The 23,338-nt window shown below is 50.0% G+C and carries 25 protein-coding genes; 10 read left to right on the forward strand and 15 right to left on the reverse strand.

The annotated features are described in order from the left end of the window. Window positions 1–54: 54 nt before the first annotated feature. The 3 genes from BCM14_RS01725 to BCM14_RS01735 are packed head-to-tail and all read right to left on the reverse strand — an operon-like array spanning window position 55 to window position 2,025. Window positions 55–456: a Zn-ribbon domain-containing OB-fold protein gene (locus BCM14_RS01725; RefSeq protein WP_106226275.1), complete on the reverse strand. Its 402-nt coding sequence runs from the start codon at window positions 454–456 to the stop codon at window positions 55–57. 2 nt (window positions 457–458) lie between these two features. Further along, window positions 459–1,628 (reverse strand): thiolase family protein, encoded by a 1,170-nt coding sequence (locus BCM14_RS01730; RefSeq protein ID WP_106226276.1) that lies wholly within the window; start codon window positions 1,626–1,628, stop codon window positions 459–461. A 31-nt stretch (window positions 1,629–1,659) separates the two neighbouring features. After that, window positions 1,660–2,025 carry a DUF423 domain-containing protein gene (locus BCM14_RS01735; RefSeq protein WP_106226277.1) on the reverse strand — a complete coding sequence of 122 codons (366 nt, stop codon included), beginning with the start codon at window positions 2,023–2,025 and terminating at the stop codon, window positions 1,660–1,662. Window positions 2,026–2,114: 89 nt separating this feature from the next. Between BCM14_RS01735 and BCM14_RS01740 the strand changes: the two genes are divergently transcribed. Next, the gene (locus BCM14_RS01740) at window positions 2,115–2,660 is read left to right on the forward strand and encodes a DUF924 family protein (RefSeq protein ID WP_106226278.1); all 546 of its coding nucleotides are present in this window, start codon (window positions 2,115–2,117) and stop codon (window positions 2,658–2,660) included. 31 nt (window positions 2,661–2,691) lie between these two features. Here the strand turns inward: BCM14_RS01740 and BCM14_RS01745 are convergent, their stop codons facing one another. Then, entirely contained in the window at window positions 2,692–4,422 is a 1,731-nt protein-coding gene (locus BCM14_RS01745; protein WP_106226279.1) for a ClcB-like voltage-gated chloride channel protein, read from the reverse strand. A gap of 211 nt (window positions 4,423–4,633) precedes the next feature. Here BCM14_RS01745 and BCM14_RS01750 point away from each other — a divergent pair, with 211 nt between their 5' ends. Then, window positions 4,634–5,038 carry a DoxX family protein gene (locus tag BCM14_RS01750; protein ID WP_106226280.1) on the forward strand — a complete coding sequence of 135 codons (405 nt, stop codon included), beginning with the start codon at window positions 4,634–4,636 and terminating at the stop codon, window positions 5,036–5,038. Window positions 5,039–5,048: 10 nt separating this feature from the next. On the opposite strand, the gene BCM14_RS01755 is transcribed toward BCM14_RS01750, so the two are convergent. Further along, window positions 5,049–5,369, reverse strand: coding sequence for a hypothetical protein (locus BCM14_RS01755; protein ID WP_106226281.1), 321 nt, complete (start codon window positions 5,367–5,369; stop codon window positions 5,049–5,051). 86 nt (window positions 5,370–5,455) lie between these two features. Here BCM14_RS01755 and BCM14_RS01760 point away from each other — a divergent pair, with 86 nt between their 5' ends. Genes BCM14_RS01760 through BCM14_RS01775 form a run of 4 tightly spaced genes read left to right on the forward strand, consistent with a single transcriptional unit; the run spans window position 5,456 to window position 8,858 of the window. Beyond that, entirely contained in the window at window positions 5,456–6,016 is a 561-nt protein-coding gene (locus tag BCM14_RS01760; RefSeq protein WP_106226282.1) for a peroxiredoxin, read from the forward strand. Further along, window positions 6,000–7,427, forward strand: a complete 1,428-nt coding sequence (locus tag BCM14_RS01765) for a cryptochrome/photolyase family protein (RefSeq protein ID WP_106226283.1) — start codon at window positions 6,000–6,002, stop codon at window positions 7,425–7,427. The genes BCM14_RS01760 and BCM14_RS01765 overlap by 17 nt, the downstream gene beginning before the upstream one ends. 12 nt (window positions 7,428–7,439) lie before the next feature. Further along, window positions 7,440–7,925 carry a glutathione peroxidase gene (locus BCM14_RS01770; protein ID WP_106226284.1) on the forward strand — a complete coding sequence of 162 codons (486 nt, stop codon included), beginning with the start codon at window positions 7,440–7,442 and terminating at the stop codon, window positions 7,923–7,925. Window positions 7,926–7,928: 3 nt separating this feature from the next. Then, complete coding sequence (locus BCM14_RS01775) at window positions 7,929–8,858, forward strand: DUF3298 domain-containing protein (protein WP_146129712.1); 930 nt, start codon at window positions 7,929–7,931, stop codon at window positions 8,856–8,858. A 41-nt stretch (window positions 8,859–8,899) separates the two neighbouring features. On the opposite strand, the gene BCM14_RS01780 is transcribed toward BCM14_RS01775, so the two are convergent. From BCM14_RS01780 to mltG, 5 genes are read right to left on the reverse strand one after another with little or no spacing between them, the layout of a single operon-like run. Further along, complete coding sequence (locus BCM14_RS01780; RefSeq protein ID WP_106226286.1) at window positions 8,900–9,682, reverse strand: ankyrin repeat domain-containing protein; 783 nt, start codon at window positions 9,680–9,682, stop codon at window positions 8,900–8,902. A gap of 2 nt (window positions 9,683–9,684) precedes the next feature. Then, the gene (locus BCM14_RS01785; RefSeq protein ID WP_106226287.1) at window positions 9,685–10,464 is read right to left on the reverse strand and encodes a TatD family hydrolase; all 780 of its coding nucleotides are present in this window, start codon (window positions 10,462–10,464) and stop codon (window positions 9,685–9,687) included. Then, window positions 10,454–11,548, reverse strand: coding sequence for a DNA polymerase III subunit delta' (gene holB / locus BCM14_RS01790; RefSeq protein ID WP_106226288.1), 1,095 nt, complete (start codon window positions 11,546–11,548; stop codon window positions 10,454–10,456). The genes BCM14_RS01785 and holB overlap by 11 nt, the downstream gene beginning before the upstream one ends. A 2-nt stretch (window positions 11,549–11,550) precedes the next feature. Then, complete coding sequence (gene tmk, locus BCM14_RS01795; protein ID WP_106226289.1) at window positions 11,551–12,183, reverse strand: dTMP kinase; 633 nt, start codon at window positions 12,181–12,183, stop codon at window positions 11,551–11,553. A 37-nt stretch (window positions 12,184–12,220) separates the two neighbouring features. Next, window positions 12,221–13,231, reverse strand: coding sequence for an endolytic transglycosylase MltG (gene mltG, locus BCM14_RS01800; RefSeq protein ID WP_106226290.1), 1,011 nt, complete (start codon window positions 13,229–13,231; stop codon window positions 12,221–12,223). 72 nt (window positions 13,232–13,303) lie between these two features. Here mltG and ygfZ point away from each other — a divergent pair, with 72 nt between their 5' ends. Next, window positions 13,304–14,362: a CAF17-like 4Fe-4S cluster assembly/insertion protein YgfZ gene (gene ygfZ / locus BCM14_RS01805; RefSeq protein ID WP_106226291.1), complete on the forward strand. Its 1,059-nt coding sequence runs from the start codon at window positions 13,304–13,306 to the stop codon at window positions 14,360–14,362. 22 nt (window positions 14,363–14,384) lie between these two features. Here ygfZ and BCM14_RS01810 read toward each other — a convergent pair whose 3' ends face one another. Genes BCM14_RS01810 through BCM14_RS01825 form a run of 4 tightly spaced genes read right to left on the reverse strand, consistent with a single transcriptional unit; the run spans window position 14,385 to window position 17,535 of the window. Further along, window positions 14,385–15,557, reverse strand: coding sequence for an enoyl-CoA hydratase/isomerase family protein (locus BCM14_RS01810; protein ID WP_106226292.1), 1,173 nt, complete (start codon window positions 15,555–15,557; stop codon window positions 14,385–14,387). Continuing rightward, window positions 15,554–16,708: an acyl-CoA dehydrogenase family protein gene (locus BCM14_RS01815; protein ID WP_106226293.1), complete on the reverse strand. Its 1,155-nt coding sequence runs from the start codon at window positions 16,706–16,708 to the stop codon at window positions 15,554–15,556. The genes BCM14_RS01810 and BCM14_RS01815 overlap by 4 nt, the downstream gene beginning before the upstream one ends. A 39-nt stretch (window positions 16,709–16,747) precedes the next feature. Beyond that, complete coding sequence (locus tag BCM14_RS01820; RefSeq protein WP_259673375.1) at window positions 16,748–17,107, reverse strand: RnfH family protein; 360 nt, start codon at window positions 17,105–17,107, stop codon at window positions 16,748–16,750. Continuing rightward, window positions 17,104–17,535 carry a type II toxin-antitoxin system RatA family toxin gene (locus BCM14_RS01825; RefSeq protein ID WP_106226294.1) on the reverse strand — a complete coding sequence of 144 codons (432 nt, stop codon included), beginning with the start codon at window positions 17,533–17,535 and terminating at the stop codon, window positions 17,104–17,106. Before BCM14_RS01825 ends, BCM14_RS01820 begins: the two co-directional genes overlap by 4 nt. A gap of 51 nt (window positions 17,536–17,586) precedes the next feature. Here BCM14_RS01825 and smpB point away from each other — a divergent pair, with 51 nt between their 5' ends. Continuing rightward, window positions 17,587–18,045, forward strand: a complete 459-nt coding sequence (smpB, locus tag BCM14_RS01830; protein ID WP_106226295.1) for an SsrA-binding protein SmpB — start codon at window positions 17,587–17,589, stop codon at window positions 18,043–18,045. A gap of 56 nt (window positions 18,046–18,101) precedes the next feature. Here smpB and ppsA read toward each other — a convergent pair whose 3' ends face one another. After that, entirely contained in the window at window positions 18,102–20,468 is a 2,367-nt protein-coding gene (gene ppsA, locus BCM14_RS01835; protein WP_106226296.1) for a phosphoenolpyruvate synthase, read from the reverse strand. A gap of 182 nt (window positions 20,469–20,650) precedes the next feature. On the opposite strand from ppsA, the gene ppsR reads away from it, so the two are divergent. Next, window positions 20,651–21,493, forward strand: a complete 843-nt coding sequence (gene ppsR / locus BCM14_RS01840) for a posphoenolpyruvate synthetase regulatory kinase/phosphorylase PpsR (protein WP_106226297.1) — start codon at window positions 20,651–20,653, stop codon at window positions 21,491–21,493. Between the two features lie 455 nt (window positions 21,494–21,948). Then, on the forward strand, window positions 21,949–23,334 hold the full coding sequence (locus tag BCM14_RS01850) for a carbohydrate porin (RefSeq protein WP_106226299.1): 1,386 nt from the start codon (window positions 21,949–21,951) through the stop codon (window positions 23,332–23,334). The last annotated feature ends 4 nt before the right edge of the window (window positions 23,335–23,338 follow it).

Below are 23,338 nucleotides of genomic sequence, written 5' to 3' on the forward strand. Positions count from 1 at the left end.
AAAGGATCGGGCCAAAGACCAGATCCTTTTTACTACTGGGCAGTTGAAAAGACCTTAAATTGGCTTAAACATCGGTACAGGTGCACCCTCGGCCGTCGTTGGCTTGAAAACAACCGACACCTTCTGACCAATTTTTACCGTCGCCAGATCACAATCTGCGATCTGCGTCATCATTGTCACGCCCTCGTCGAGCGTGACATAGGCAATGCAATAAGGATTAGGCGTTGCCTTGGGCATAAAGCTGAAAGAATAGATTGTGCCTGTGCCTTTTGCTTGTTTCCATTCTGTTTCGCCGAAGCAGAAAGGGCAGAGCGTACGAGGATAAAAATGAGGCTTACTGCAGGACTTGCAGTATTTGACCATCAGCTTACCTTCTCGGGCAGCATCAAAATATGGCTCGGTGCCTGGCTCAATGACTGGGGCTGGTAAGGGGTTAGCTTGAAACATTGTTGACATGATTATTCTCGCTCAAGAATCAAAGTTGCGCTGCCATGACGCGAGCCGAGGAGGCCGCCGGTACCATGGGCCAGAGCGATGTCACAGTTTTTAACCTGGACAGCTGGGTGGGCTTCACCACGTAATTGACGCACGGCCTCAATCACCTTAGTGATACCGCCGCGATTAGCTGGATGATTGTTGCAAAGACCGCCGCCGTCAGTATTGAAGGGCAGTTTGCCAACACCCGAAATCAGGTTGCCATCGGCAACAAACTTGCCGCCTTCACCTTTTTTACAGAAACCGAGGTCTTCGAGCTGCATCAAAACAGTGATGGTAAAGCTGTCGTAAATCGAGGCGTACTTGATATCTTGGTGTGATACTTTAGCCTCGGCAAAAGCATCTGCGCCTGACTTACGTGCACCTGAATAGGTCAAATCAATATTGCCACCAAGCTGGCCTTTTACTGACTCGCCAGCACCGCGCAATTTGACGAGAGGGCGCTTCAATTGCTTGGCGATCTCAGGACGAGCAACAATTAGTGCACCACCACCGTCGCTCACAACACAGCAATCGAGACGATGAAGTGGGGTAGCGACATAGGGTGAATTCAACACATCTTCAACAGTAACGACGTCACGCAACATAGCGTGGGGGTTATGTTGCGCATGATGAGAAGCGGCGACTTTGATCCACGCAAGCTGTTCGGCGGTCGTGCCGTATTCATACATGTGTCGTGCAGCGACCATTGCATAGCTGTTAACAGTGACAGGGCCAAACGGTGCCTCAAAAGGTACGTCAGGAATATCGGCACCCCAATTACGAGGCTGTAAACCTGAAGCGCCAGCAGAGCGAGGGCGACCTGCCAGGGTGATCAAAGCAATGTCGCACTTACCCGCTGCAATGGCCTGCGCGGCATGTGAGACGTGGATCAAGTAGGAACAACCACCTGTCTCAGTTGAATCAACATGGCGCAGGTTGGTCAGGCCCATGTAGTCAGCCATTGAAATCATTCCCAGGCCAGGCGCATCGCCCGCACAGAAATACCCATCGATGTCTGATAATTTCAGACCCGCATCCTCTAGTGCACCTTTGGCTGATTCGGCATGTAATTGCGCGACAGACTTATCTGGTGCTTTGCGGGTGGGGTGCTCGTAGGCACCCACGATATATGCTTTGTCTCGTATCGTCATTTGATTAAGCTAGTTAAGGGTGAATAAAAAACTATCTCGGGTATTTTGCCACGGTGCACAACCCTAGTGTTAACCAAGCAACCATCAACAAAATACCGCCCGTAGGTGCCAATTTGCCTAGATCGTTGAAGTGCAGCAAATACTTGCACTCAATGCTACCGCAAAACAGGACTATACCGACAGCAAAACAACGACAACTTATCCAGGCGAGCCGGCCCTGAAATAGACTTGCCACGATCAACGCGAAGGCGTGGATGAGTTGATAGTTAGCAGCCCGTTCGATAGTCATCTTAATGTTGGGATCATCAATGCCATGAGCCGCATAAGCATCTAACATAACTGCGGTCACAGCGAACAAAGCGCCAGCGAGTCGCCAATAGTTCAATTCTTTAAACATGCTCTTAAAACCTGGGGTCGTTTCTTTAACAGTGTCAGCGTATCATGCCGACAATCAGAAAAATCAATGCTCTGGGATGAACGAGACTCATGCAATACAAACCTGAATCCATCTTAACTTTTTGGTTTGACGAGATCACACCTAAGCAGTGGTGGAGCAAATCCAGCGAGTTTGATCTAGCAATCACCAGTCGCTTTGGAGCTGTCCACGCAGCGGCAGCGCGCTGCGAGCTTTTTACCTGGCGCGAGACGCCCGAAGGACGTCTTGCTGAAATCATTGTGCTCGATCAGTTTTCGCGCAACATTTACCGAGATCAGGCGCAGGCATTTGACTCTGACTCACTTGCTTTGGCGTTAGCACGACAGGCGATTGCCGTAAAAGCGGATCAAGCATTGACACCGACCTGTCGAGCCTTCCTCTATATGCCTTTCATGCATAGCGAGTCGCCGCTGATCCATCAGGAGGCAATGACGTTATTCGGCTCGCCGGGCTTAGAGGAGAGCCTGAAGTCGGAGCTAAAACACAAAGTAATTATTGATCGATTTGGCCGATATCCGCATCGGAATGTATTAATTGGCAGATTGTCTACGGAGGAAGAATTGGCTTTTTTGCAGACGCCTGGATCGTCTTTTTAACTGACAACCAATGGCTTAACCCAGAGTTGGATCAAGTGGTCGCAACGACGTCACGAAACATCATCACGACGTCTGTCTTGGTGATGTAGCCAATCAGCATTGCATTCGAATTAAGCACAGGGAGCCGCTCGCCCGGATGTCTGGCAAAGACTTCCATAAGCGTCCAGATGGGTGCCTGTTCAGTAACATGAGGGTATGTTTTTATGAGTAAATCAGAGGGCCAAGGGGCGTCGAGATCAGACACATTTTTAAATGCAGCTGAAAAATCATGTAACGAGACAGCTCCAAGAAACCCATTTTTTTCGTCCGTGACATAGATATGCTGCCAACGCCATTTAACAAACTGGGCGTCTAATTCTCTCGTGCTTAGGGCGATCGACACGGTCGGTGGATCTTTGTGCAATAAATCCCTCGCAATTGTCAACGCTGCGGACTGTTGAGTGCCTGTATGAATAACTGGGTAGATCGAGCTCACGTGCAGGGACCGCGAGATGGAATACGCGACAATACACGCAGCCATCAAGGGCACGACAACGCCATAGTTACCGGTCATTTCGAACAACATTAAGACTGACATCAAAGGCGCGTGGGTACACGCAGAGAGAAAAGCCCCCATCCCGACCGCGATGGCCGCTGGTATCAGGATTAGTTCTGGCCAGAGGAGGTGGCTTAAACCGCCGCACAAAGCACCAATAATGGCACCTACGAACAGAGTCGGAGTGAAAATACCACCGACAGCGCCAGAACCAGTCGTTGCTGCGACGGCTAGCAGTTTCATCGCGAGTATGGCCAACAGGCTTTGCCATAGCCAGTTACCTTGCAAAATAGAATTGACAACGCTGTAGCCATTGCCCCAGACGCCCGGCTCTAAAATTGAAATTGCACCGACAATTAAGCCGCCTAAACCAAGCTTGACCCAAAGTGGGGTACGCAAATGTTTGAAGCCTTCGCGGGATCGATCCAACACAAATAAATAGGCGGGTGCCACAAGCCCAGCAAAAATGCCTATTGTGGCGAGCACGACACTCGAACCGCCCGAGCTCAAGGCAAAGACTGGCATATCGTAAACCGGGGCATAGCCAAAAATCTCTGTCACCACGATATTTGACACAAACGCGGCGACTAGCAAGGGGCCCAGGGTTTCAATAAGCAAAGAGCGCAGAACAATTTCTGCGACAAATATGGCACCAGCGATCGGTGCGTTGTAAGCAGTCGCCAGACCAGCTGCCGCACCACAGGCTACAAATAGCCGTCGTCTTGGGACTGGCATATCTGCCCAGCGCCCGATTAGTGACCCAGCTAGCGCGGCAAGCTGAACCATGGGACCTTCACGTCCGATTGCACCGCCTGAAGCGATGGTGGCGGTAGCAGAAATAGCCCTTAAAAGTGAAGGTTTAACCCCAAGATCCCCAGTTCCAAGTGCTGCAGCTTCCATATAGTCGCCTCCAGCATGAAAATCCGGTTGTCGGCGTGCGTAGGCCAAGATCAAACCAGCGATCACGCCGCCAATTGCTGGCGACACCAATCGTTGCCACCAGACAAGACTGGTGGCGACACTGACGAGACCATCGTTGGGTCCAAAGACGACGCGTTCGACAAAAAAAATGCCTTCGCGAAAACCAATCGTGGCCAAGGCAGCCAAAGCACCGATCAAAGCGGCCACGAACAAGGTTTGATTGGTAAACAGTGTTCGGATTGACTCAACAGAGATGGGGCGAAAGGAGAAGCGAGGATGAGTCATCTTGCCCTCATTATCAATCATTTTCAACTTGTTACATTACTTTACATAATATACATTATGCGGTATTTACGTATCGCCAACTAAAAATAGACTGTATAGAAATCAATCAACAACTGTAATTAAAAATCTCTCCCATTTATGTAATTACATAGCAAAACGACTCTGCTAACATTAGACACATAAGTTGAAACAAGTACTCAGGGACTGAGTACGCCCCAAGAGGATCGAACAAATGCAAAGCACGGACGACATTGGCAAATTGATCATCCGGCTAGCACTGGGTGTTCTGATTTTTATGCACGGTCTAGCCAAGTTAATGACCGGTGCTACAGGGATCGTTGCGATGGTGACCGAGATCGGTTGGCCTTCTTGGATCGCCTACGGGGTGTTTGTTGGTGAGGCAATCGCCCCAGCGCTCATCATTATCGGTGTTTTCACGCGCTTCGGTGGCTTTGCAATCGCAGTCAATATGCTGATTGCGATTTATCTACAGCACATGAGTCAACTCTTACAGATTAACGATAGCGGCGGCTGGAGGCTTGAACTTCAAGCTATGTTTTTGGCCTGCGCCCTGGCGGTCATGCTCTTAGGTGCTGGCCGATTCAGTCTGGGGGGTTCGCGAGGCGTCTTGAACTAAACTTAGGCTGCTATTTGGTTGGCCCGAGTCTAAAGCCAAGCAGACTCAGTTCTTGCTCATAGTCTCGCTTGGCGTCGTTCACACACAGCTGTCTGTCGATTGCGGTCAGTTTTGCACAGTCGGTGAGACTAATCTGATAGGCTGCTGCCAGCTCCTTTCGAGCTGTTACATATTGCTGCTCTATAGTTGTATCTTCTTGCGACCAACGCGCTGGATCTGCTTCCTCAGACGCTCTGACTTGAGCGTAAACGCACTGCGCTCCAAACAAAGAAATCGTCAAAGACACGATCGACAAACGTTCGATCAGCCATTTTTTTTGCGTCGAGCTCATGCAATCCCCTTTAATCATAAAAACTTGCTACCCTTGTAACCTAGAACTTTACCGTTTTGGTCGTCCTGCTCGTATCGGGGTAAAAAATGAAATCCACAAATTATGTCCGTTCTAGCGGTCTTCTGTCGGCAGCGCTCGCGTGCGTCCTGAGCAATGCAGCCGTGGCAGAGCTGAAACCGGGTGCGACTGGCCCGCTATTTAACGCCCCTGCAGCCTTCGCTGGTGATTCTTTCGAATTTTCATTGGCGGATGCACTAAAAAAAGGACCTGTCGTGGTCTACTTTTATCCCAAGGCTTTTACGCACGGTTGCACGATCGAGGCTAACTTGTTTGCCGAAGCTTCAGACAAGTTTAAGGCATTAAACGCGACCGTCATTGGGGTGTCCGGTGACAATATGCCTGAATTGAAAGAGTTCTCAAAAGGCCCCTGCGGCGGCAAGTTTGCTGTTGCGTCTGATGCAGACAAAAAGATCATGAAATCCTACGATGCCACCATGACCATGATGCCAGGCGTTGCAGACCGCATCTCCTATGTCATTACGCCAGATGATAAAGTTTTGTACACGTACAACAGCATGAGCCCCGACCAGCATGTGTCCAACACCTTGGCTGCGATCGAAAAATGGAAACATGACAATAAAAAATAAGCTTTGCTGGTTCAGAACTGATCTGCGGGTCCACGATAATCCAGCGCTGTTTGAGGCCACCGAATCCGGACTAACGATCGGTTTGTTCATTGTTTCGGCGGCTCAGTGGCAAATCCATAACGATTCGCCCGTAAAAGTGGATCTGTGGTTGCGTGCCTTAAGAGAGCTTGAACAAGCATTAGCTCGGCTAAACATCCCCCTAAAAATATTGACTGTCCCGTTATGGTCAGACGTACCACAAGCCCTGCTGGCTTTTGCTCAAGCTCACGATATCGATGAAGTGCACTGTAACCGCGAGCACGGTCTAAATGAACGTAGACGAGATCGGACGGCCTATCAGCTATTAAGTGCTCACGGCATCAACCTGCTCGGCCATCATGGCACAACGTTGTTGATGCCTGGCAGCATCAAAACAGGCTCAGACACCTACTATAAGGTTTTCACGCCCTTTGCCCGAGCATGCCGCACCCAGCTCAGGCAAGCTCCTCTGCGACTTTATCCGTGTCCGGCCAAGCAGCAACCGAAACGATTGCCTGCATCGGATCCAATAGTCGAAAGCATTGAGGGTTTTGCTGGGGTGCCCACATCCATACAACAGGCATGGCCAGTAGATGATGACGCGATTGAGGCCAGAATCGAGTCATTTCTAACCAATCGTGTGAGTCATTACGAAACGGCTAGAAACTACCCCGCTCTTGATGGAACGGCAAAAATATCCGCCTATCTGGCTGCTGGTCTGATATCTGCCAGCCAATGTTTCCACGCAGCACTGAGCGTAAATGGTGGCGAAAGCGAGACTGGCGACAAAGGGATAACGACTTGGGTAACGGAGTTGTTGTGGCGAGAGTTTTACCAGCACTTGATGTTCGGATTCCCTGAGCTGTCAATGCATCGTCCGATGCGACCAGAAACTGCTGGGGTGCAATGGCGCAACGCAACTGCAGATTTTCAAGCCTGGTGTGAGGCAAGAACAGGGATTCCCATCGTAGATGCTGCGATCAGGCAGCTCGTCACGACAGGCTGGATGCATAATCGCCTGCGTATGATCGTTGCGATGTTTCTGACTAAAAACCTGCTTATCGACTGGCGATGGGGCGAGGCGTTTTTTATGCGTCATCTCATTGATGGTGAGTTTGCGGCCAATAACGGCGGATGGCAATGGAGCGCGTCGACAGGAGCAGACTCAGCCCCCTACTTTCGCGTGTTCAATCCCGTCAGTCAGTCTGAGAAATTTGATCCTGACGGGCTATTTATCCGTCAGTGGTTGCCAGAGCTCGCGCATTTAACCAGCAAAGAAATACATGATCCAGGGCAGTTGGCCCGCACTTCGGCGGGTTATCCTTTAGCTATCGTCGACCTGAAAAGTAGTCGTCTGCGCGCCATCGAAGCTTTCTCAGCGCTAAAAACATAAACAAGGATGCCCATGAAACTCGAAGACTTCACAGCCAAATCAATACAAGGTCAAGACGTTGCCCTGGCTCAATATCAGGGCAAGCTCGCTTTGATCGTCAATGTTGCATCGAAATGTGGTTTTACCGGGCAATACGCTGGTCTGCAAGAGCTCTACCGCGAGTTTCACACTCAAGGTTTTGTGGTTTTGGGATTCCCGTGTGACCAGTTTGGTAACCAAGAACCGGATGATGATGCGTCTATCATGACATTTTGCCAAACGGCCTATGGGATTGAATTCCCGATGTTCTCCAAAATAGAGGTCAACGGCGAGCACGCGCACCCTCTCTATCAGTGGCTAAAGTCCAGCAAGCCTGGTTTACTCGGAACAGAAGCTATTAAGTGGAACTTCACCAAGTTTCTGATTGATCAAGAGGGCCATGTGATGAAGCGCTACGCACCCAATGACACGCCTGCTTCGATCCGTGAAGACATCGCCAGAGCGCTGAAGGCTGGTTGACACGTGAGTGGTTTTAGCTTGCGGCTCATCTTTTGTTTAGCTTGCTGGGTCGTGTTACTGACTGGTTGCAGTCAGTGGTTTAATAAAGCGAGCGATAACATTACGCTCAGCACGGCCCCGTCTTCTCAAATAAGTGAACGTGAAGATGTGAGCGCCAACCACTATCTGTCGTCTGCAGACGTCAAGGTAGCCGACAAAGCTACCTCAGGTTCATTGCGCTTGCCATCGGTCGTTGCTCAGACGGCCCGCCAGCAGACCTATGCATATCAGGTCATCACAAGTAGCAACACATCCTCTGGGTGTAAGCCGGATCAGTGCTCAAAAGTAAGTGTCAAACTAGTTGCTTTTGATGGCAAACCTAAGATCAATGCTTTTTTAGATCAATCACTTGCTGCGATAGGTGAAGTTGACAGCGAGTCAAAGCCCCCCCACCGATCCATTATTGCGTTTAAGAACTATTTTTTAAGCACCGCCAAAGCGGGTCAGACTGTTACGCTTGAATCGTCGGTCATCCGAAACAGCAAAGAGTTGGTGGTCATTCAATTAGATAGCGTTATTTTCAGCGGCAATCGGGATGCACTTTCAACAACACAGTACTTGAACTGGTTGCCGCTCGCGGATCAGCTGGTGACGCTGGAGGGAATGCTATTGCCTGATAAGTCGAAAGACTTTCAGCAACTGGTTCTTCGCCAATATGAGCAGTGGTTGAAGGATCATGACGATGAGCTCGGCAATGTAAGCGAGTTCAAAAAAATCTGGCCTTTCGTCTCAACCGACAATGTTGCCCTGCTAGATAGTGGTCTGAGGGTTAGCTACGATCCAGTTATTTTGGCACCACGTCAATTCGGCCGCCTGTCGTGGATTATTCCCTACGGACAGTTAACAGATATCCTAAGGCCCGAGTTGTTGCCGCAATCGGCTAACAAAGGCTAAAAGATGTTCGTCCTAAGGCTTCAACGCCGTAAAAATGATCATTAATTTTTAGAGCTTTCTTCGGTTGAAGCTTTAGTTGGTGATTCGGATCCCACTTCAACACTCTCTTCTTTCGGCTCATTTTTTGCTTTAGCGATCGCTCTGGCTTTTCGATCGGCAGCAATCTTGGTCATTTGTTTGGCCCAGTCAGGATGGCCTAATTTATCAGCAAAATCAATGGCATCTTCGCCCGCAAGGTTTCGAGCAGTGGGTTCAGCCCCCGCGTTAATCAAAGCTTGAACGACTTTGAAGTTATTACCTTTAACCCCCATCATCAAGGGACTGCTTCCATCGGGGGCTGGCGCATTCGGCAAGGCACCTTTTGATAAGAGAAGAGTCACAATATCGGGATAGCCTTTCATCGCGGCATAGTGCAGCGCAGTCCATCCGAGGTTGTTGACGTCTGCGCCTTTAGCCAACATCTTTTTCGTTCGATCCAGATCGCCCACAAACGCGACATACATAATCGGGGTTTCGTTAAACCCATTATGGACATTCAGATTTATCTTCGGCTGGTTAAACAAAAGATCAAAACACTTCCATGAGCCCTCTTTCACCGCCAGCATGATCGCAGGCATATCACCTTTCGGGTTCTTAATATTGGGATCAAGCCCTTGAGCCAAAATCGTACGTAAATCGTCAACGTGGTCGTTGGTGATATAGACCCAAACGTCTGCTTTGCGCGCGGCGAGCGCGGCTGAGCCTGTTGTAGTTGCCCAAACCACCAATACCGCAACAATGATGGTCTTTAGGAAATTTTTATCTAACCTAATTGTAGTAAACATCGCTAAGCACCTTGATGGCAAATTTTGTTGAACAAGGTGAAAAAATTCTCGGTAGAAGCCTGTTCAATGACGCTGACAGGAATGCCGCGAAGCTCAGCGATTTTTTCAGCAACATAAATGACTTTAGAGGGATCGTTAAGTTTGCCACGAAATGGCACTGGGGCAAGGTAAGGCGAGTCCGTTTCAATCAATATGCGATCAAGCGGCATTTTAGTTGCGACATCCTGCAAAGCGAGTGCATTCTTAAACGTCACGATTCCCGAAAACGAAATATAGAAATTAAGGTCCATCGAAGCACGGGCAACATCCCAGGACTCGGTAAAACAATGCATCACTCCGCGAGCTTGCTCTGCGCCCTCTTCTCGCATGAGGGTCAAGGTATCTTCAGCTGAAGATCTCGTGTGAATAATGAGAGGTAAACCACACCGCCTAGCGGCACGAATATGTTGGCGAAAACGATCGCGTTGCCAAGTCAAATCACCTGTTAAGCGAAAGTAATCCAAGCCAGTTTCGCCTATCGCAACAACTTTTGGATGCGTGGCTCTTGACACGAGATCATCAACCGTTGGTTCAATAGTATCTTCGTAGTCAGGATGCACGCCAACGGAAGCCCAAAGCTCTGGATGTCGTTCGACAAGTGCGATCAAATTCGGCCAATTTGGCAAATTGACGCTCACACAAAGTGCGGTATCAACGTGATTGTTTTTCATGCGAGCCAGAATATCTGGCATCTGAGCGGCGAGCTCCGGGAAGTCAACGTGGCAATGTGAATCAACGTACATAAGGGCTCTTGGGGAATTTGCTGGGTCGGCAAGCGACTGCGACGCGCTGGATCATACTCTGTGCAAAAAGTTTGGCGTTTAAAGGGTGATTGGCCAGACGCCTCTGCTGACCAATCCAAGAGGATAAATCACTCAGCGCGCTGACATCTGCGTTCGCAGCGATCGTCGTCACACTTGGATCCAATCCAGGGAAATACCGTGTGGGCAAATTATTTGCCGCCATCAACAAATCGACGCACAGCCGTTGCAAACTATCTATCCATTCACTAGCTGCCATCTTTGCGAGCGCATCTGCCAGCGGACTAACATCAAGTGACCGATGCGCTGCCAGGGTTTCCATCATTCCAGTAAGCCACTGCGGGCAAGGTTCAGGCCGCTGTTCAGATAGTCGTTTCGCCAATAACGGCGCACCACCTGCAGCGGCCAACCATTGCTCGCCTGCTTTCACTCCCTGCTTGGTCAGCCAAGCAAGCGCGACGGCGCGACTAGGTGTTGCTAGCGGCAAACGTCGGCAACGCGATAGCAAGGTTGCTAACAATCGATCTGGTGCATCAGCAACCAGCAAGAACACTGTATTTGGTGCTGGCTCTTCGAGCACTTTGAGTAGCGTATTTGCCGTAATGGCGTTTAAGGATTCAGCCGGATAGATCAGCACGACGCGATAGCCAGATCGATGCGTCCCCGTATTGAACCAAGTCTCAAGCGAGCGAATTTGTTCGACGCGTATTTCTTTAGAAGGGGCGCGCTTCGATGCACTGCCCGTTTCAACGGCTTCACCAATATCGTCAAGCCCCGCGTCGGTGGCTTGTGCTACGCCCTCCTCCGCCGCCACGCTCTCTGGTCGAATTCTTTTTAAATCCGGGTGATTACCCAAGGCCACCCAACCGCACGCCAGGCAATTTCCGCAAGCCAGGCTGTTGTTGGGAGACTCGCATAGCAGTGCAGAGGCGGCAGCCAGCGCAAATTCTCTCTTGCCAATGCCAGTCAAGCCGTGGATCAGCCAGGCGTGAGCAAAGCGCTCTTTATTGCTTAGCCACTGCGTCGCCAGATCTGTTTGCCAGGGAAGAAAAGCCGCTTGAGACATGCCTAACCTTTGTGGCGCTCAAGAAGCATCTCAATATCGGACCGCAACACTTGCCTGATTTGTTCGATACTTCTTGACGAGTCCACTAAAATGACACGCTCAGGATAATCAAGAGCACGTTGTTGATACACGGCACGAGTGCGTTCAAAAAAAGAATCTGCTTCAAGCTCAAAACGATCCCTGTCACGGGTGCGATTGAGTCGTTCGCGCGCCAATTCGAGCGGCACATCAAATACCCAAGTACGGTCAGGATTAGTAACCGGATGCACCCACTGCGCGAGAGCAGCGACCGGCTCACTGCCCAATTGTCTGCCGCCACCTTGATAGGCGAACGTTGCGTCAGTAAAACGATCGCAAACAACCCATTGCCCCGCCTGCAAAGCGGGTTCGATGACTGTGCGTAAAAGCTCGGCTCGGGAAGCAAACATCAGCAAGGTTTCGGTCTCGAGATGCATGGAATCGTGCAGCAATAATTCGCGAAGCTTTTCGCCGATTTCAGTACCGCCCGGCTCACGTGTTGAAATCACATCCAAACCGGCTTGACGCAACTGATTCACAATCCATTCAACATGGGTGCTCTTGCCCGCCCCGTCAACGCCTTCGAGTGTCAAAAAAAGACCGCTACCTGGCTTCACAATACGTCCCTCAATAAATAGATATCGCGCTTGAAACTCACGGTTTCTTGCCCAGTATATAGGTCGCCACGTTTTTGTTGTGCTCAGCGAGCGTACTCGCAAAGACGCTGCTACCGTCGCCCTTTGCAACGAAGTAAAAATAATTGGTTTTATCGGGATGCAGGCTGGCGTAAAGCGCGCCTCGACTCACGCTCGCAATGGGGCTAGGTGGCAAACCCGTTCGCGTATACGTGTTCCAGGGGGTATCGGTTTGTAAGTCTTTTTTTCTGATCTTGCCGTCGAAACCCTCGCCCATCCCATAAATAACCGTTGGATCAGTTTGAAGTGGCATGCCCGCTTTAAGGCGATTAATAAAGACGCTGGCAATACGGCCGCGATCGCCAGCCATACCTGTCTCTTTCTCAACGATGGACGCAAGGATCAACGCCTCATAGGAATTTTGATACGGCAGATTTGGATCTTTTGCTTGCCAAGCCTTTTCTAAAATAATCTGCTGCGTTTTGTAGGCTCTGACAAGTAGTTCAGCATCAGATGTGCCAGCAAAGTAGGTATAGGTGTCTGGAAAAAACAAACCTTCGGCATAGGGACGCTGGATCCCGGTTGCCTGGATAATCTGGTCGACATCTTTGCTCTTCAGTAGATGAACTAGATCTGGTTGAGCATCCAGAACTGCGAAAATCTGTTTAAGCGTCCACCCTTCAATCAAGGCTACCTGGCGCGAGCTGACATCGCCTTGAGCCATTCGCTGAAGAACAGACCAGGGGGTATCGCCTTGCTTCAGTTGATAACCCCCCGCTTTAATTTTTTTGTCTAACCGACTGAGTCGAGCAAGCCAGGAGAAAGCGAGCGGCTCGAGATCAATGCCGGACTGGTTGATAATTCGGGCGATTGCTCCGGCATTACTACCCGCTGGTACAAGAACGTCTACGTATGGTGTCTGTAAAGCGAGTTTATCTGTCGCCCAGTGGTAGGCTACCCCTCCAGCTGCAGCGACCATGATCACGACCAGCGCCAACAGATAGGCGAATAATTTGAGCAAGGCATTCATGCCCGATAGTTTAATTGAATTGGTATGATGACCTTATAGGCACAGGAATGCCGTTTTTAAAAGATTGAGTCTATGCGACCCGTTTCAAACGTTTTGCCCAGCCATGTGTTATCTGAACCTGCAAAGGTTCTGGGTAAACGCCACGCGCTCTCGTCGCTGGCCGTGACCGCCTTCTCAGGGCCTGACGCACTAGCTTTTTTACAAGGGCAACTCACCAACGACCTCGCAGGTGCCGCTGCAGACCAAGCACGGCTAGCGGGCTATTGCACCGCGCAAGGACGGCTGTTGGGTTCTGGGGTGTTTTTCCAGGCTGACGCTAACTTGGAAGACGTACCCAAGGTACTCGCAATCATGCGTGCAGACATCCTCGCCAGCGTGATCAAACGCTTATCAATGTTTGTATTGAGGGCCAAGGTCAAGATTTCACAAGCGGTTGCCTTGACGGTATCGGGTGTTACGTGTGTAGCCAGCGACCTGGCAGCGCTAAGCGAACACGTTAAGGTTTCTTTGCCAGTCAAACCTTATCAACTAAGCAGATCCGAGTTTGGCTATTGGATTTGTGCCCCTCAATCTAATGCCAAGACGCTGCGATGGTGGTGGATTGCCGATACGCAACAGCTGGGTGAGGCACAACAGTTAATTGACCAGCTGCAATTAGAGCCATCAGTCTCTTGGGATCTTGCCGACCTGGAAGCTGGATTACCTTGGATTGAAGCGCTAACACAGGACCTTTTCATCCCACAAACGGTCAATCTGGATCTGATTGACGGGGTCAGCTTCAGTAAAGGCTGTTATCCCGGACAAGAAATCGTTGCTCGTAGCCACTATCGCGGCACATTAAAACGCCGTATGGCCTACGGATTCATTGAACGAACCATTTCCACTTCGACTGAGGGAGCTGATGGACAGAGTCATTTGACGATCAACCCCGGTGACGATGTCATCAATACGCTGGATGACAATCAAGCCTGTGGCCGAGTCATCAATGCGGTTCATTCAGAAAAACGAACGTATCTTTTATTCGAAGCGCCATTTACTGTGATGGATAGCGACAGTCTTTCCCTGGCAGGCTATTCAGAGATAAAAATAGAGCAACTTGCGTTGCCCTATCCTATCGTTAAAGTAGATTAGATTACCTGGGCTTGGTGCTAATTTAAGTGCCCAAAGCTCGCAAAGGATCTTGTTCTGGTGAATAGGGCGCTCTAAAGAACTTACTCACCCACTCAGCTGTTGCCTGCTCAAGCGTCGCTGGATTCCATCTTGGCTGTTTATCCTTGTCAACCAGCAAGGCGCGAATGCCTTCAGCAAAATCGCCGTGCACAGCACACCCCATGCCTGCGACGAATTCAATCCTGAAAGCATCGGCCAGCGAGACATGTTTGATGCGCTTGAGTAACTCAAAGGTGAGCCTCGCCGAGCCAGGCGAACCAGCAGACAAAGTCTTGGCGGCTCGTTGCAACCAGGGATCCGGATTGTCGCTTAAAGCAAGCAAGTTCTTTACGATGGCATTCAAATCTGAGCCGCTACAAAGCTTCTGAATCAACGGAGCATGCTGTTGCAAAGAGCCAATCGTTGGAGCTGGCTCCGAACCGAGCTGATCCAGAACCTGGTGAATCAAGCTGTCATTGCATACCCGCGCAGCAAGCTTAGAATTGGCTGATCCAGCCTGCTCACTGGTGGATCGAGACCACGGTTGTGTTTTGAGCTGGGCGATCATGCTATCCCACGTAGACCGTGGCAAGTGATAATCTGCCATTCCAGCATAAAGCGCATCGGCCGCGTTAATCTGCGCACCGGTTAAACCTAAGAACAACCCAGTTTTACCGGGCAAACGGTTGAGCAGCCACGTGCCGCCCACGTCCGGGAACAGACCGATCGTAATCTCTGGAAATGCCAAGCGTGATGTCTCAGTGACGACACGATGACTTGCCCCCATCATTAGACCTAAGCCCCCTCCCATCACAATGCCGTCACCCCAGACAATGATGGGTTTGGGGAAAGTGTGAATTCGATAGTCAAACGTGTACTCTTCAGAAAAAAATGTACCTGGATAGCCTTGCACGGTTGCGCTTTGCTCAGGCTGTTCGGTCATGGCGTGATACAAAGAATGCAAGTCACCGCCAGCACAAAAAGCTTTGTCACCCGCACCGCGCATCAAGATCGCAACGACATCTTCATCAGCAGCCCACACCTCGAATTGATCCGCCAGCAAGCGATTCATGTCGAGCGACAAGCCGTTTAAGGTTTTAGGAGTATTCAGTGTGGCTAAACCCAGCTTGCTGCCATCCTCACAAACCAGTTCTTCAAATAAAACAATATCGCTCATCTTATGTCTGCTCCTTTTTCTAAAAGTTGTCTTGCGATGATGACTCGCATGATCTCATTGGTACCTTCAAGGATTTGATGGACTCGGGTATCCCTTACCAAACGCTCAAGGGGATAATCTTTTAGATAGCCGTAACCGCCGTGTAATTGTTGCCCATCCAGACAGACTTGAAAGCCTAGATCGGTTGCAAAACGCTTTGCCATTGCGCAATAGGTCGAGGCGTCAGACGAGCCAGCATCCAGTTTGCATGCAGCCAAGCGCACCATCTGACGCGCTGCGACGACGTTGGTTGCCATATCTGCCAACTTAAATTGCAGTGCTTGAAACGTTGCCAACGGCTGACCAAACTGTTTGCGTTCGTGCATATAGGTCCTCGCAGCATCCAAGGCACCTTGAGCGGCACCGACTGAACAAGTAGCAATGTTAATGCGCCCACCATCCAAGCCGCGCATGGCGAATTTAAAGCCCTCACCTTCATTACCCAGCAGGTTCTCTTTAGGCACTTTCACATTTTCGAAAACAACCGCCCGAGTACTCTGGCTGTTCCAGCCCATTTTCTTTTCTTTTCGACCGTAGGTGATGCCAGGTGAGTCTGCTGGAACCACCAGAGATGACACACCCGAAGCCCCTGACCCGCCGGTGCGAGCCATCACAATCAGCACATCAGTATCGCCAGCCCCTGAAATGAAAGCCTTTGCGCCATTAAGCACATACTGGTCGTTCACAAGCTCTGCTCTAGTAACCAAGGACGCTGCATCTGAGCCAGACCCAGGCTCTGTTAAACAATAAGAACCTAGCTTCTCACCGCTTGCCATCGCAGCGCCCCATTGGGCTTTTATCGTTGGTGTCGCCCATTCACCGAGCATCCACGTCACCATGTTGTGAATCGTTAAAAAAGCAGTGGTCGAAGGATCTGCGGCTGCCATCTCTTCAAAGATGAGGGCAGCCTCTAGCCGCGACAATCCCAAACCACCAATTGCTTCGGAGGCGTAAATACTACAAAAGCCCAGCTCGCCTGCTTTCTTAAAGGCCGCCTTGGGGAAGATTTCTTGCTCATCCCACTCGGCTGCATGAGGGGCGAACTCACCCTGAGCGAACTCTCTGGCGGCTTGGACATACGCTGACTGCTCGTCATTTAATTCGAAATTCATGTTGCCCCCGTGTCTCTGTTGTTTTGTGTTTTACGGACATCACACCTTGGTTAAATCATCTATCGGTACTTTCTTTTTAATATTGCGTGTTTTTTCACGATGAATCGCACGGCGTCTTCGCGATATTTTTGGATCAAATGTTAAAGGCCGATAAATTTCCACCCTATCATTTTCTTTCAATAGCTGATCCATGCGGGCAAGTTTACCGTAGACTCCCACGCCGTTCTTAGCCAAATCAAGCGCCGGGAATTGTTGTAAAACCCCGCTCGCATTGATCGCGTCTTGAACACAACTCCCTGACTGAAGGGATAGATCGACTTGCCAGTTCTGATCTTCTTGTGGGTAACAGATGGTCACGTTAATCATCGAGCAGAGCACGGTTTGACTGACTGCATTCACGCGTATTTCTCTTCTGCACGCTTGGTAAACGAGTCAATAAAACTGCTTGCAATACGATTAAAGATAGGTCCCACCAAGGCACCCAGTGTTCGGCTTGAAAACTCGTATTGAAGATTAAAAACGACTTTACAAGCCTCATCACCTAAGGGAACAAAATGCCAGTGCCCAGTCAAGGCTGAGAAAGGCCCATCAATCAGCGCTAGATGAATATGCTCCGGGTATTGATGGGTATTGCGTGTTGTGAAGGTCTGTTTGATGCTGCCCAACGCAATGGTGACGGACGCTACCATGCCACTTTCGCTGTTTTCATTGACGCTGGCGCCCCCGCACCACGGCATGAAATCCGGATAACTGGACACGTCTGCAACCAAATCGAACATCTGGGCTGCGCTATAGGGTAGGAGGACAGAACGCTCAACGGAATGCATAGACTGACAGCAAGGGGCTAAAATGGTCGATTTTACCGGTACATTGCATTAATGAGCATTATTGAAAACCGAAAAGCTTTTCACGACTACCTGATCGAAGAACGCTTCGAGGGTGGGATCGTGCTGCAAGGCTGGGAGGTCAAAGCAATACGGGCCGGTCGTGCGCAGCTGAAAGAAAGCTATGTCGTCGTTCTTGAAGGCGAACTTTGGCTCTTAGGCATGCACATCAGCCCTTTAAATTCAGCCTCGACTCACATCTATCCCGATTCAACCCGCACCAGAAAATTATTGCTTAAAGCAGAAGAAATCAGCAAATTAATCGGCAAAGTCGAACAAAAAGGATTCGCGCTCGTCCCGATTAACCTGCACTACAAAAATGGTCGTATCAAGCTCGAATTTGGCCTGGGTAAAGGTAAAAAACTTCATGACAAGCGTGACGCACAACAAGAAAAAGATTGGGCACGCGAGAAAGAACGGCTGATGAAGCACGATACCCGACAGAAAGATTGAAAAAGCCAACCCCGGGGGGTTGGCTTCATCCGGCACGCTGCTCTGGCCGTGACAAGTTATTTGACAGCTAGCTTTTGCCAAGTATCGACAACTGTGTCGGGATTGAGCGACATGGACAAAATGCCTTCATCCACCAGCCATTTAGCAAAATCCAAGTGATCGCTTGGGCCTTGTCCGCAAATTCCAACGTACTTGTCAGCTTTGAGGCACGCCTGAATGGCGCGAGTCAACATAAACTTCACTGCTGCATCTCGTTCATCGAAATCAGCAGCTAGCAATTCCATCCCAGAGTCACGATCCAGACCAAGTGTCAGTTGGGTCATGTCATTTGAGCCAATAGAAAAGCCATCAAAATGTTCTAAAAACTGCTCGGCTAAGATGGCATTAGACGGGACTTCGCACATCATGACAATCTTGAGCCCATTTTGACCGCGAACCAAACCGTGATCTGCTAGCAAGGCAATCACACGTTCAGCTTGCTTGACCGTACGCACGAAGGGCACCATGATTTCGACGTTAATCAAACCCATCTCGTCACGTACTTTTTTTAACGCCTCGCATTCCATTTTGAAGCACTCAGCGAAGTCAGCTGATATGTAACGCGACGCACCGCGGAAACCCAACATTGGGTTCTCTTCTTCTGGCTCGTAGCGCGAGCCACCAACCAGTTTGCGATATTCGTTAGACTTGAAATCAGACAAACGAACGATCACTGGCTTCGGGTAAAAAGCGCAGCCGATGGTCGCAATACCGTCAGCCAGTTTTTCTACGAAGAACGCACGTGGGCTGGCGTACCCTCGTGCAGCCGACTCAACCGCAACTTTGAGTTCGTGATCAATATTTGGATAATCCAATACCGCCTTGGGATGAATACCAATATTGTTATTAATAATGAACTCAAGACGCGCCAAACCGACGCCCTCGTTGGGGATTTGAGAAAAATCAAACGCCAGTTGCGGGTTACCGACGTTCATCATGATTTTGACATCAATGTCTGGCATCACGCCACGCCTGACCTCTTGCACTTCAGTTTCGATCAGACCATCGTAAATACGGCCTTCATCACCTTCAGCGCAGGACACGGTGACATGCTGACCCTGTTTGAGCAGATCGGTCGCATTGCCACATCCCACAACGGCAGGAATGCCAAGCTCACGAGCAATAATCGCAGCATGGCAAGTGCGGCCCCCCCTATTAGTGACGATCGCTGAAGCGCGCTTCATGACGGGTTCCCAGTTGGGATCCGTCATATCAGTAACCAAGACGTCACCAGGTTGGACTTGATCCATTTCGGATATGTCACCGACGATTTTGACAGGTCCTGAGCCGATTTTCTGGCCAATCGCGCGGCCAGTAACGATGACATCGCCAGTCGCTTTCAGGCGATAACGCTGCTGCACGTCATTAACCGCCTGCTGAGATTTAACTGTCTCTGGACGGGCTTGCAAGATGTAAATTTTGCCATCGATACCATCACGCCCCCATTCAATATCCATCGGACGTTGGTAATGTTTTTCGATGGTAACGGCGTACTTGGATAGCTCAATGACTTCGTCATCTGTCAATGAGTAACGATTACGCTCTGAGACAGGGACATCAACTGTGCGAACAGCCCGACCTTCAGTGCGCTCGGGATCGAACTCCATTTTGAGCAGTTTCGAGCCAATGCGGCGATTAACGATAGGAAAATGCCCCGAAGCCAAACTTGGCTTGAACACATAAAATTCGTCAGGATTGACTGAACCCTGAACGACTGTTTCGCCCAGACCGTAAGAGGAAGTAACGAACACAACATCTTGAAAGCCGGACTCGGTATCGAGCGTGAACATGACCCCTGCGCTGCCCTTGTCCGATCTAACCATACGCTGGATACCGGCGGACAGTGCAACGTCAGCATGCGCGTAGCCCTTATGGACCCGATATGAAATTGCGCGGTCGTTATAGAGTGACGCAAAGACATGCCGGATTTTATCAATGACATCATCAATACCAACGACATTGAGAAAAGTCTCTTGCTGACCCGCGAACGAGGCGTCAGGCAGATCCTCTGCCGTGGCAGAGGAGCGTACGGCAAAAGAACCCTTCCCATCCGCATCCAGACCTGCGAAGGCTGTACGAATGTCGGTGTTAAGACGTTCGGGCAGAGGAGCTTCGACGATCCATCCACGAATTTCAGCGCCCGCGACAGCGAGCTCGCGGACGTCCTCTGGGTCAAGTGTCGTCAAACGATCAGCGATACGCTTATCCAGACCGGTATCAGACAAAAAATCACGAAATGCCTGCGCGGTTGTCGCAAAACCACCAGGCACCCGAACGCCGGCACCCGATAACTGACTGATCATTTCACCTAGAGACGCGTTTTTACCCCCAACTGAGTCAACATCCGTCATGCGGAGCTGCTCAAAAGCTATAACGTAGGACATGGAACCACCTTTAACAATATAAGAAAGCGAGTTGGGTCAGTGTGCGATTTACTAAAACAGAACAGACTGACCGAACTAGCCTTGCGTCTCACGAACGAAGCTTGGCTAAAAAGACAAATCGCGACAACAAGATGTATATTGCAAAGCAACATTGTACTATCCCTGCCCGCAAAAAGGTTTTTATGAGTGTTGCCAACACCCCCACTGCACGGACGGTTTTCATCATCTCGGACGGCACCGGGATCACTGCCGAAACCTTTAGTCACTCGGTGCTCTCGCAGTTTGAATCAGTTAGTTTCAAACAGGTCAGAGTGCCTTTTATCGACACCGTTAGCAAAGCTGACGACGTGGTTCAACGAATCAATCGAGTTGCTGCAGATCAGGGCACTGTACCCATCGTTTTCACTACACTGGTTGACCCAAACGTTTTAGCAAGAGTCAAAACAGGGAATGCTTTGTTCCTGGATTTATTCGGTGCTTTCGTGGAACCGCTGGAGCATAACCTTGGCATGAAGTCGAGCCACTCAATGGGCAAGCTGCATAAAGGCGTGAACTCAAAGCAATACCGAAGCCGGATCGACGCCATCAATTTCAGTCTGGCGCATGATGATGGTCAATTTGTGACTGGATTGGCCCAAGCTGATGTGATTCTGGTAGGTGTCTCGCGTTGTGGCAAAACGCCAACAAGCTTATACCTGGCCATGCAATATGGAGTGAAGGCAGCGAACTTCCCGCTGATCCCTGAGGATTTCGAGCGACAAGCGCTGCCAACAACGATTACGCCTTTTCGCTCTAAATTGTTTGGCTTGACCATTCAACCAGATCGCTTGTCAGAGGTGCGTCACGAGAGACGTCCGGACAGCAGGTATTGCTCGATCGAACAGTGCAGATATGAAGTGGCCGAAGCAGAGAGACTGATGCGGCGAGATGGCATACCCATGCTGTCTACGACAAGCAAGTCGATTGAGGAGATCTCAACGACCGTATTACAAGATGTTGGCTTAGATCGACATACAGCTTATTAAATCCATGCCAGACACCTGACACGCTCAAACTTAGGCTACTAAAGAGATCTGATAGAATTTCCAGTAAATGAAAATAGCTAAATCAAACGCGCATCGTTCATGGATCCTAGGATTTGCGATAGCTTGCCTACTCGTTTGGCAGGCTGTGGGCGCATCGCATTTTCATGCTGATTGTGAGGACTATCAACGTTGTGAAATTTGCGCAACGATTGGCACAAGCCAAGCACTGGATTTACCACCGAAGCTGGCAGTGTTATTAATTCCATTGTTGCTTTGTTTGATCTGCCTACTCGAAGGCACAGATTTCCCACCAATCGTACGACCCACTATGCGCGCAAATCTTTCGCGCGCACCGCCAGCGCTCTAACAACAAAAACTAAAAGAGCAAGTCTTTCGGGTCTAAACAATCCATTTTTGTTTGGAAACCCGCGTCATGGCACATTGGGGATCATCTGATGCGAAGTCGTACTGCATTTTTGGTATCACTATTTAACATTTCGGCGATGCTTAAATTGCCGTTGTTAGTCAGTTTTTTGTTTATGTTGATAGGTCTGGCCCAGGCGACTGACCTAACGACAGAGCGAGCTGCTGACACCGAAGCGTATCCGCAGATTCATTTTGGGATGCAATCAACCTATGTTGGCGATAAACATCCTTCGTTTGCTGACCCATACAACGGGCCATCGAGTTTGTATGGTGGTAATGAGTCTGGGTATACCTTTACGGGCACAATCTTCGTTGGCTTCAGGCCCTGGAAAGACACAGAGATCTGGTTTAATCCAGAGACTGGCTCAGGCATCCCCTTCTCTGGGTTATTGGGCGTGGCGGGTGTCTACAACGGCGAGGCACAAAAAGCTGCCTTCACCAGCCCGATTGTCTACACCGCGCGAGCGTTCTTCAGACAAACCATTGGTTTGGGCGGTGATCAGGTGAGGCCTGATCTCGAATACAACAGCTTCGGCAATACGGTTGACAGGCGCAGGTTAGTTTTTACAGGCGGTATCTATTCAATTGTCGACATCTTTGACCGCAATACCTTTGCGCACGATCCCAAAAAAGACTTTCTGAATTGGTCAATTATTGACTGGGGTGCTTGGGATTTGCCAGCGGACGCTCGCGGTTATACCCGCGGCCTGGTGGGTGAGCTGTATTGGGATGAGTGGGCCTTCAGAGCATCGAGAAGTATGCTGCCGGTTGAATCCAATGGCCTTGCGTTAACAACAAACTTGCTGCAATCCTATGCAGATACGCTCGAGATTCAACATGATCATTCAATTTTTGCTCAAGACGGCAAAGTTCGCGCAATGGTGTTTCGAAATCAAGCGGCCTTCGGCAACTACGCTGATGCGTTGAACTTCGCGTCACAATCCAGTGCAACCCCGGATCTGGGAAATATTCGCACCACGCAAGTCAAGTACGGCTTTGGCTTAAGCCTGGAACAGGCAATCAACAAGGACATTGGCGCCTTTGCGCGCGCGAGCTGGAATAATGGAGCGACGGAGGGTTACTCTTTTACTGACATCAACAATTCAATCTCTGGTGGTGTGTCGATAAGCGGCTCACAATGGAGCAGACCTGACGACATCATCGGTATTGGCCTTGCGTCAAACGGGATCTCGAGCACAAACCAGGCCTACTTGAGCGCGGGCGGGTCGGATTTCTTTTGCGGTGACAGTCGGTTGAACTACAAGCGTGAAAACATCGCAGAGTTGTACTACAGTGCAAAAGTGACAGCGCTAGTATGGTTGACTGCCGACTATCAGCGCATTGCAAACCCTTGCTATAACGCTGATCGCGGCCCGGTCAATGTCTATTCTTTACGCGCCCATATCGAGTTTTAGTATT

Origin of the sequence: Jezberella montanilacus (assembly GCF_003003055.1) — a bacterium.
In the GTDB taxonomy this organism is placed as follows: Bacteria; Pseudomonadota; Gammaproteobacteria; order Burkholderiales; family Burkholderiaceae_B; genus Zwartia; species Zwartia montanilacus.

Bases quoted from the DNA above. Each gene is read 5' to 3' on its own strand.
- BCM14_RS01725 (WP_106226275.1), bottom strand. From the start codon at position 456: ATGTCAACAATGTTTCAAGCTAACCCCTTACCAGCCCCAGTCATTGAG.
- BCM14_RS01730 (WP_106226276.1), bottom strand. From the start codon at position 1,628: ATGACGATACGAGACAAAGCATATATCGTGGGTGCCTACGAGCACCCC.
- BCM14_RS01735 (WP_106226277.1), bottom strand. From the start codon at position 2,025: ATGTTTAAAGAATTGAACTATTGGCGACTCGCTGGCGCTTTGTTCGCT.
- BCM14_RS01740 (WP_106226278.1), top strand. From the start codon at position 2,115: ATGCAATACAAACCTGAATCCATCTTAACTTTTTGGTTTGACGAGATC.
- BCM14_RS01745 (WP_106226279.1), bottom strand. From the start codon at position 4,422: ATGATTGATAATGAGGGCAAGATGACTCATCCTCGCTTCTCCTTTCGC.
- BCM14_RS01750 (WP_106226280.1), top strand. From the start codon at position 4,634: ATGCAAAGCACGGACGACATTGGCAAATTGATCATCCGGCTAGCACTG.
- BCM14_RS01755 (WP_106226281.1), bottom strand. From the start codon at position 5,369: ATGAGCTCGACGCAAAAAAAATGGCTGATCGAACGTTTGTCGATCGTG.
- BCM14_RS01760 (WP_106226282.1), top strand. From the start codon at position 5,456: ATGAAATCCACAAATTATGTCCGTTCTAGCGGTCTTCTGTCGGCAGCG.
- BCM14_RS01765 (WP_106226283.1), top strand. From the start codon at position 6,000: ATGACAATAAAAAATAAGCTTTGCTGGTTCAGAACTGATCTGCGGGTC.
- BCM14_RS01770 (WP_106226284.1), top strand. From the start codon at position 7,440: ATGAAACTCGAAGACTTCACAGCCAAATCAATACAAGGTCAAGACGTT.
- BCM14_RS01780 (WP_106226286.1), bottom strand. From the start codon at position 9,682: ATGTTTACTACAATTAGGTTAGATAAAAATTTCCTAAAGACCATCATT.
- BCM14_RS01785 (WP_106226287.1), bottom strand. From the start codon at position 10,464: ATGTACGTTGATTCACATTGCCACGTTGACTTCCCGGAGCTCGCCGCT.
- holB (WP_106226288.1), bottom strand. From the start codon at position 11,548: ATGTCTCAAGCGGCTTTTCTTCCCTGGCAAACAGATCTGGCGACGCAG.
- mltG (WP_106226290.1), bottom strand. From the start codon at position 13,231: ATGAATGCCTTGCTCAAATTATTCGCCTATCTGTTGGCGCTGGTCGTG.
- ygfZ (WP_106226291.1), top strand. From the start codon at position 13,304: ATGCGACCCGTTTCAAACGTTTTGCCCAGCCATGTGTTATCTGAACCT.
- BCM14_RS01810 (WP_106226292.1), bottom strand. From the start codon at position 15,557: ATGAGCGATATTGTTTTATTTGAAGAACTGGTTTGTGAGGATGGCAGC.
- BCM14_RS01815 (WP_106226293.1), bottom strand. From the start codon at position 16,708: ATGAATTTCGAATTAAATGACGAGCAGTCAGCGTATGTCCAAGCCGCC.
- BCM14_RS01825 (WP_106226294.1), bottom strand. From the start codon at position 17,535: ATGCATTCCGTTGAGCGTTCTGTCCTCCTACCCTATAGCGCAGCCCAG.
- smpB (WP_106226295.1), top strand. From the start codon at position 17,587: ATGAGCATTATTGAAAACCGAAAAGCTTTTCACGACTACCTGATCGAA.
- ppsA (WP_106226296.1), bottom strand. From the start codon at position 20,468: ATGTCCTACGTTATAGCTTTTGAGCAGCTCCGCATGACGGATGTTGAC.
- ppsR (WP_106226297.1), top strand. From the start codon at position 20,651: ATGAGTGTTGCCAACACCCCCACTGCACGGACGGTTTTCATCATCTCG.
- BCM14_RS01850 (WP_106226299.1), top strand. From the start codon at position 21,949: ATGCGAAGTCGTACTGCATTTTTGGTATCACTATTTAACATTTCGGCG.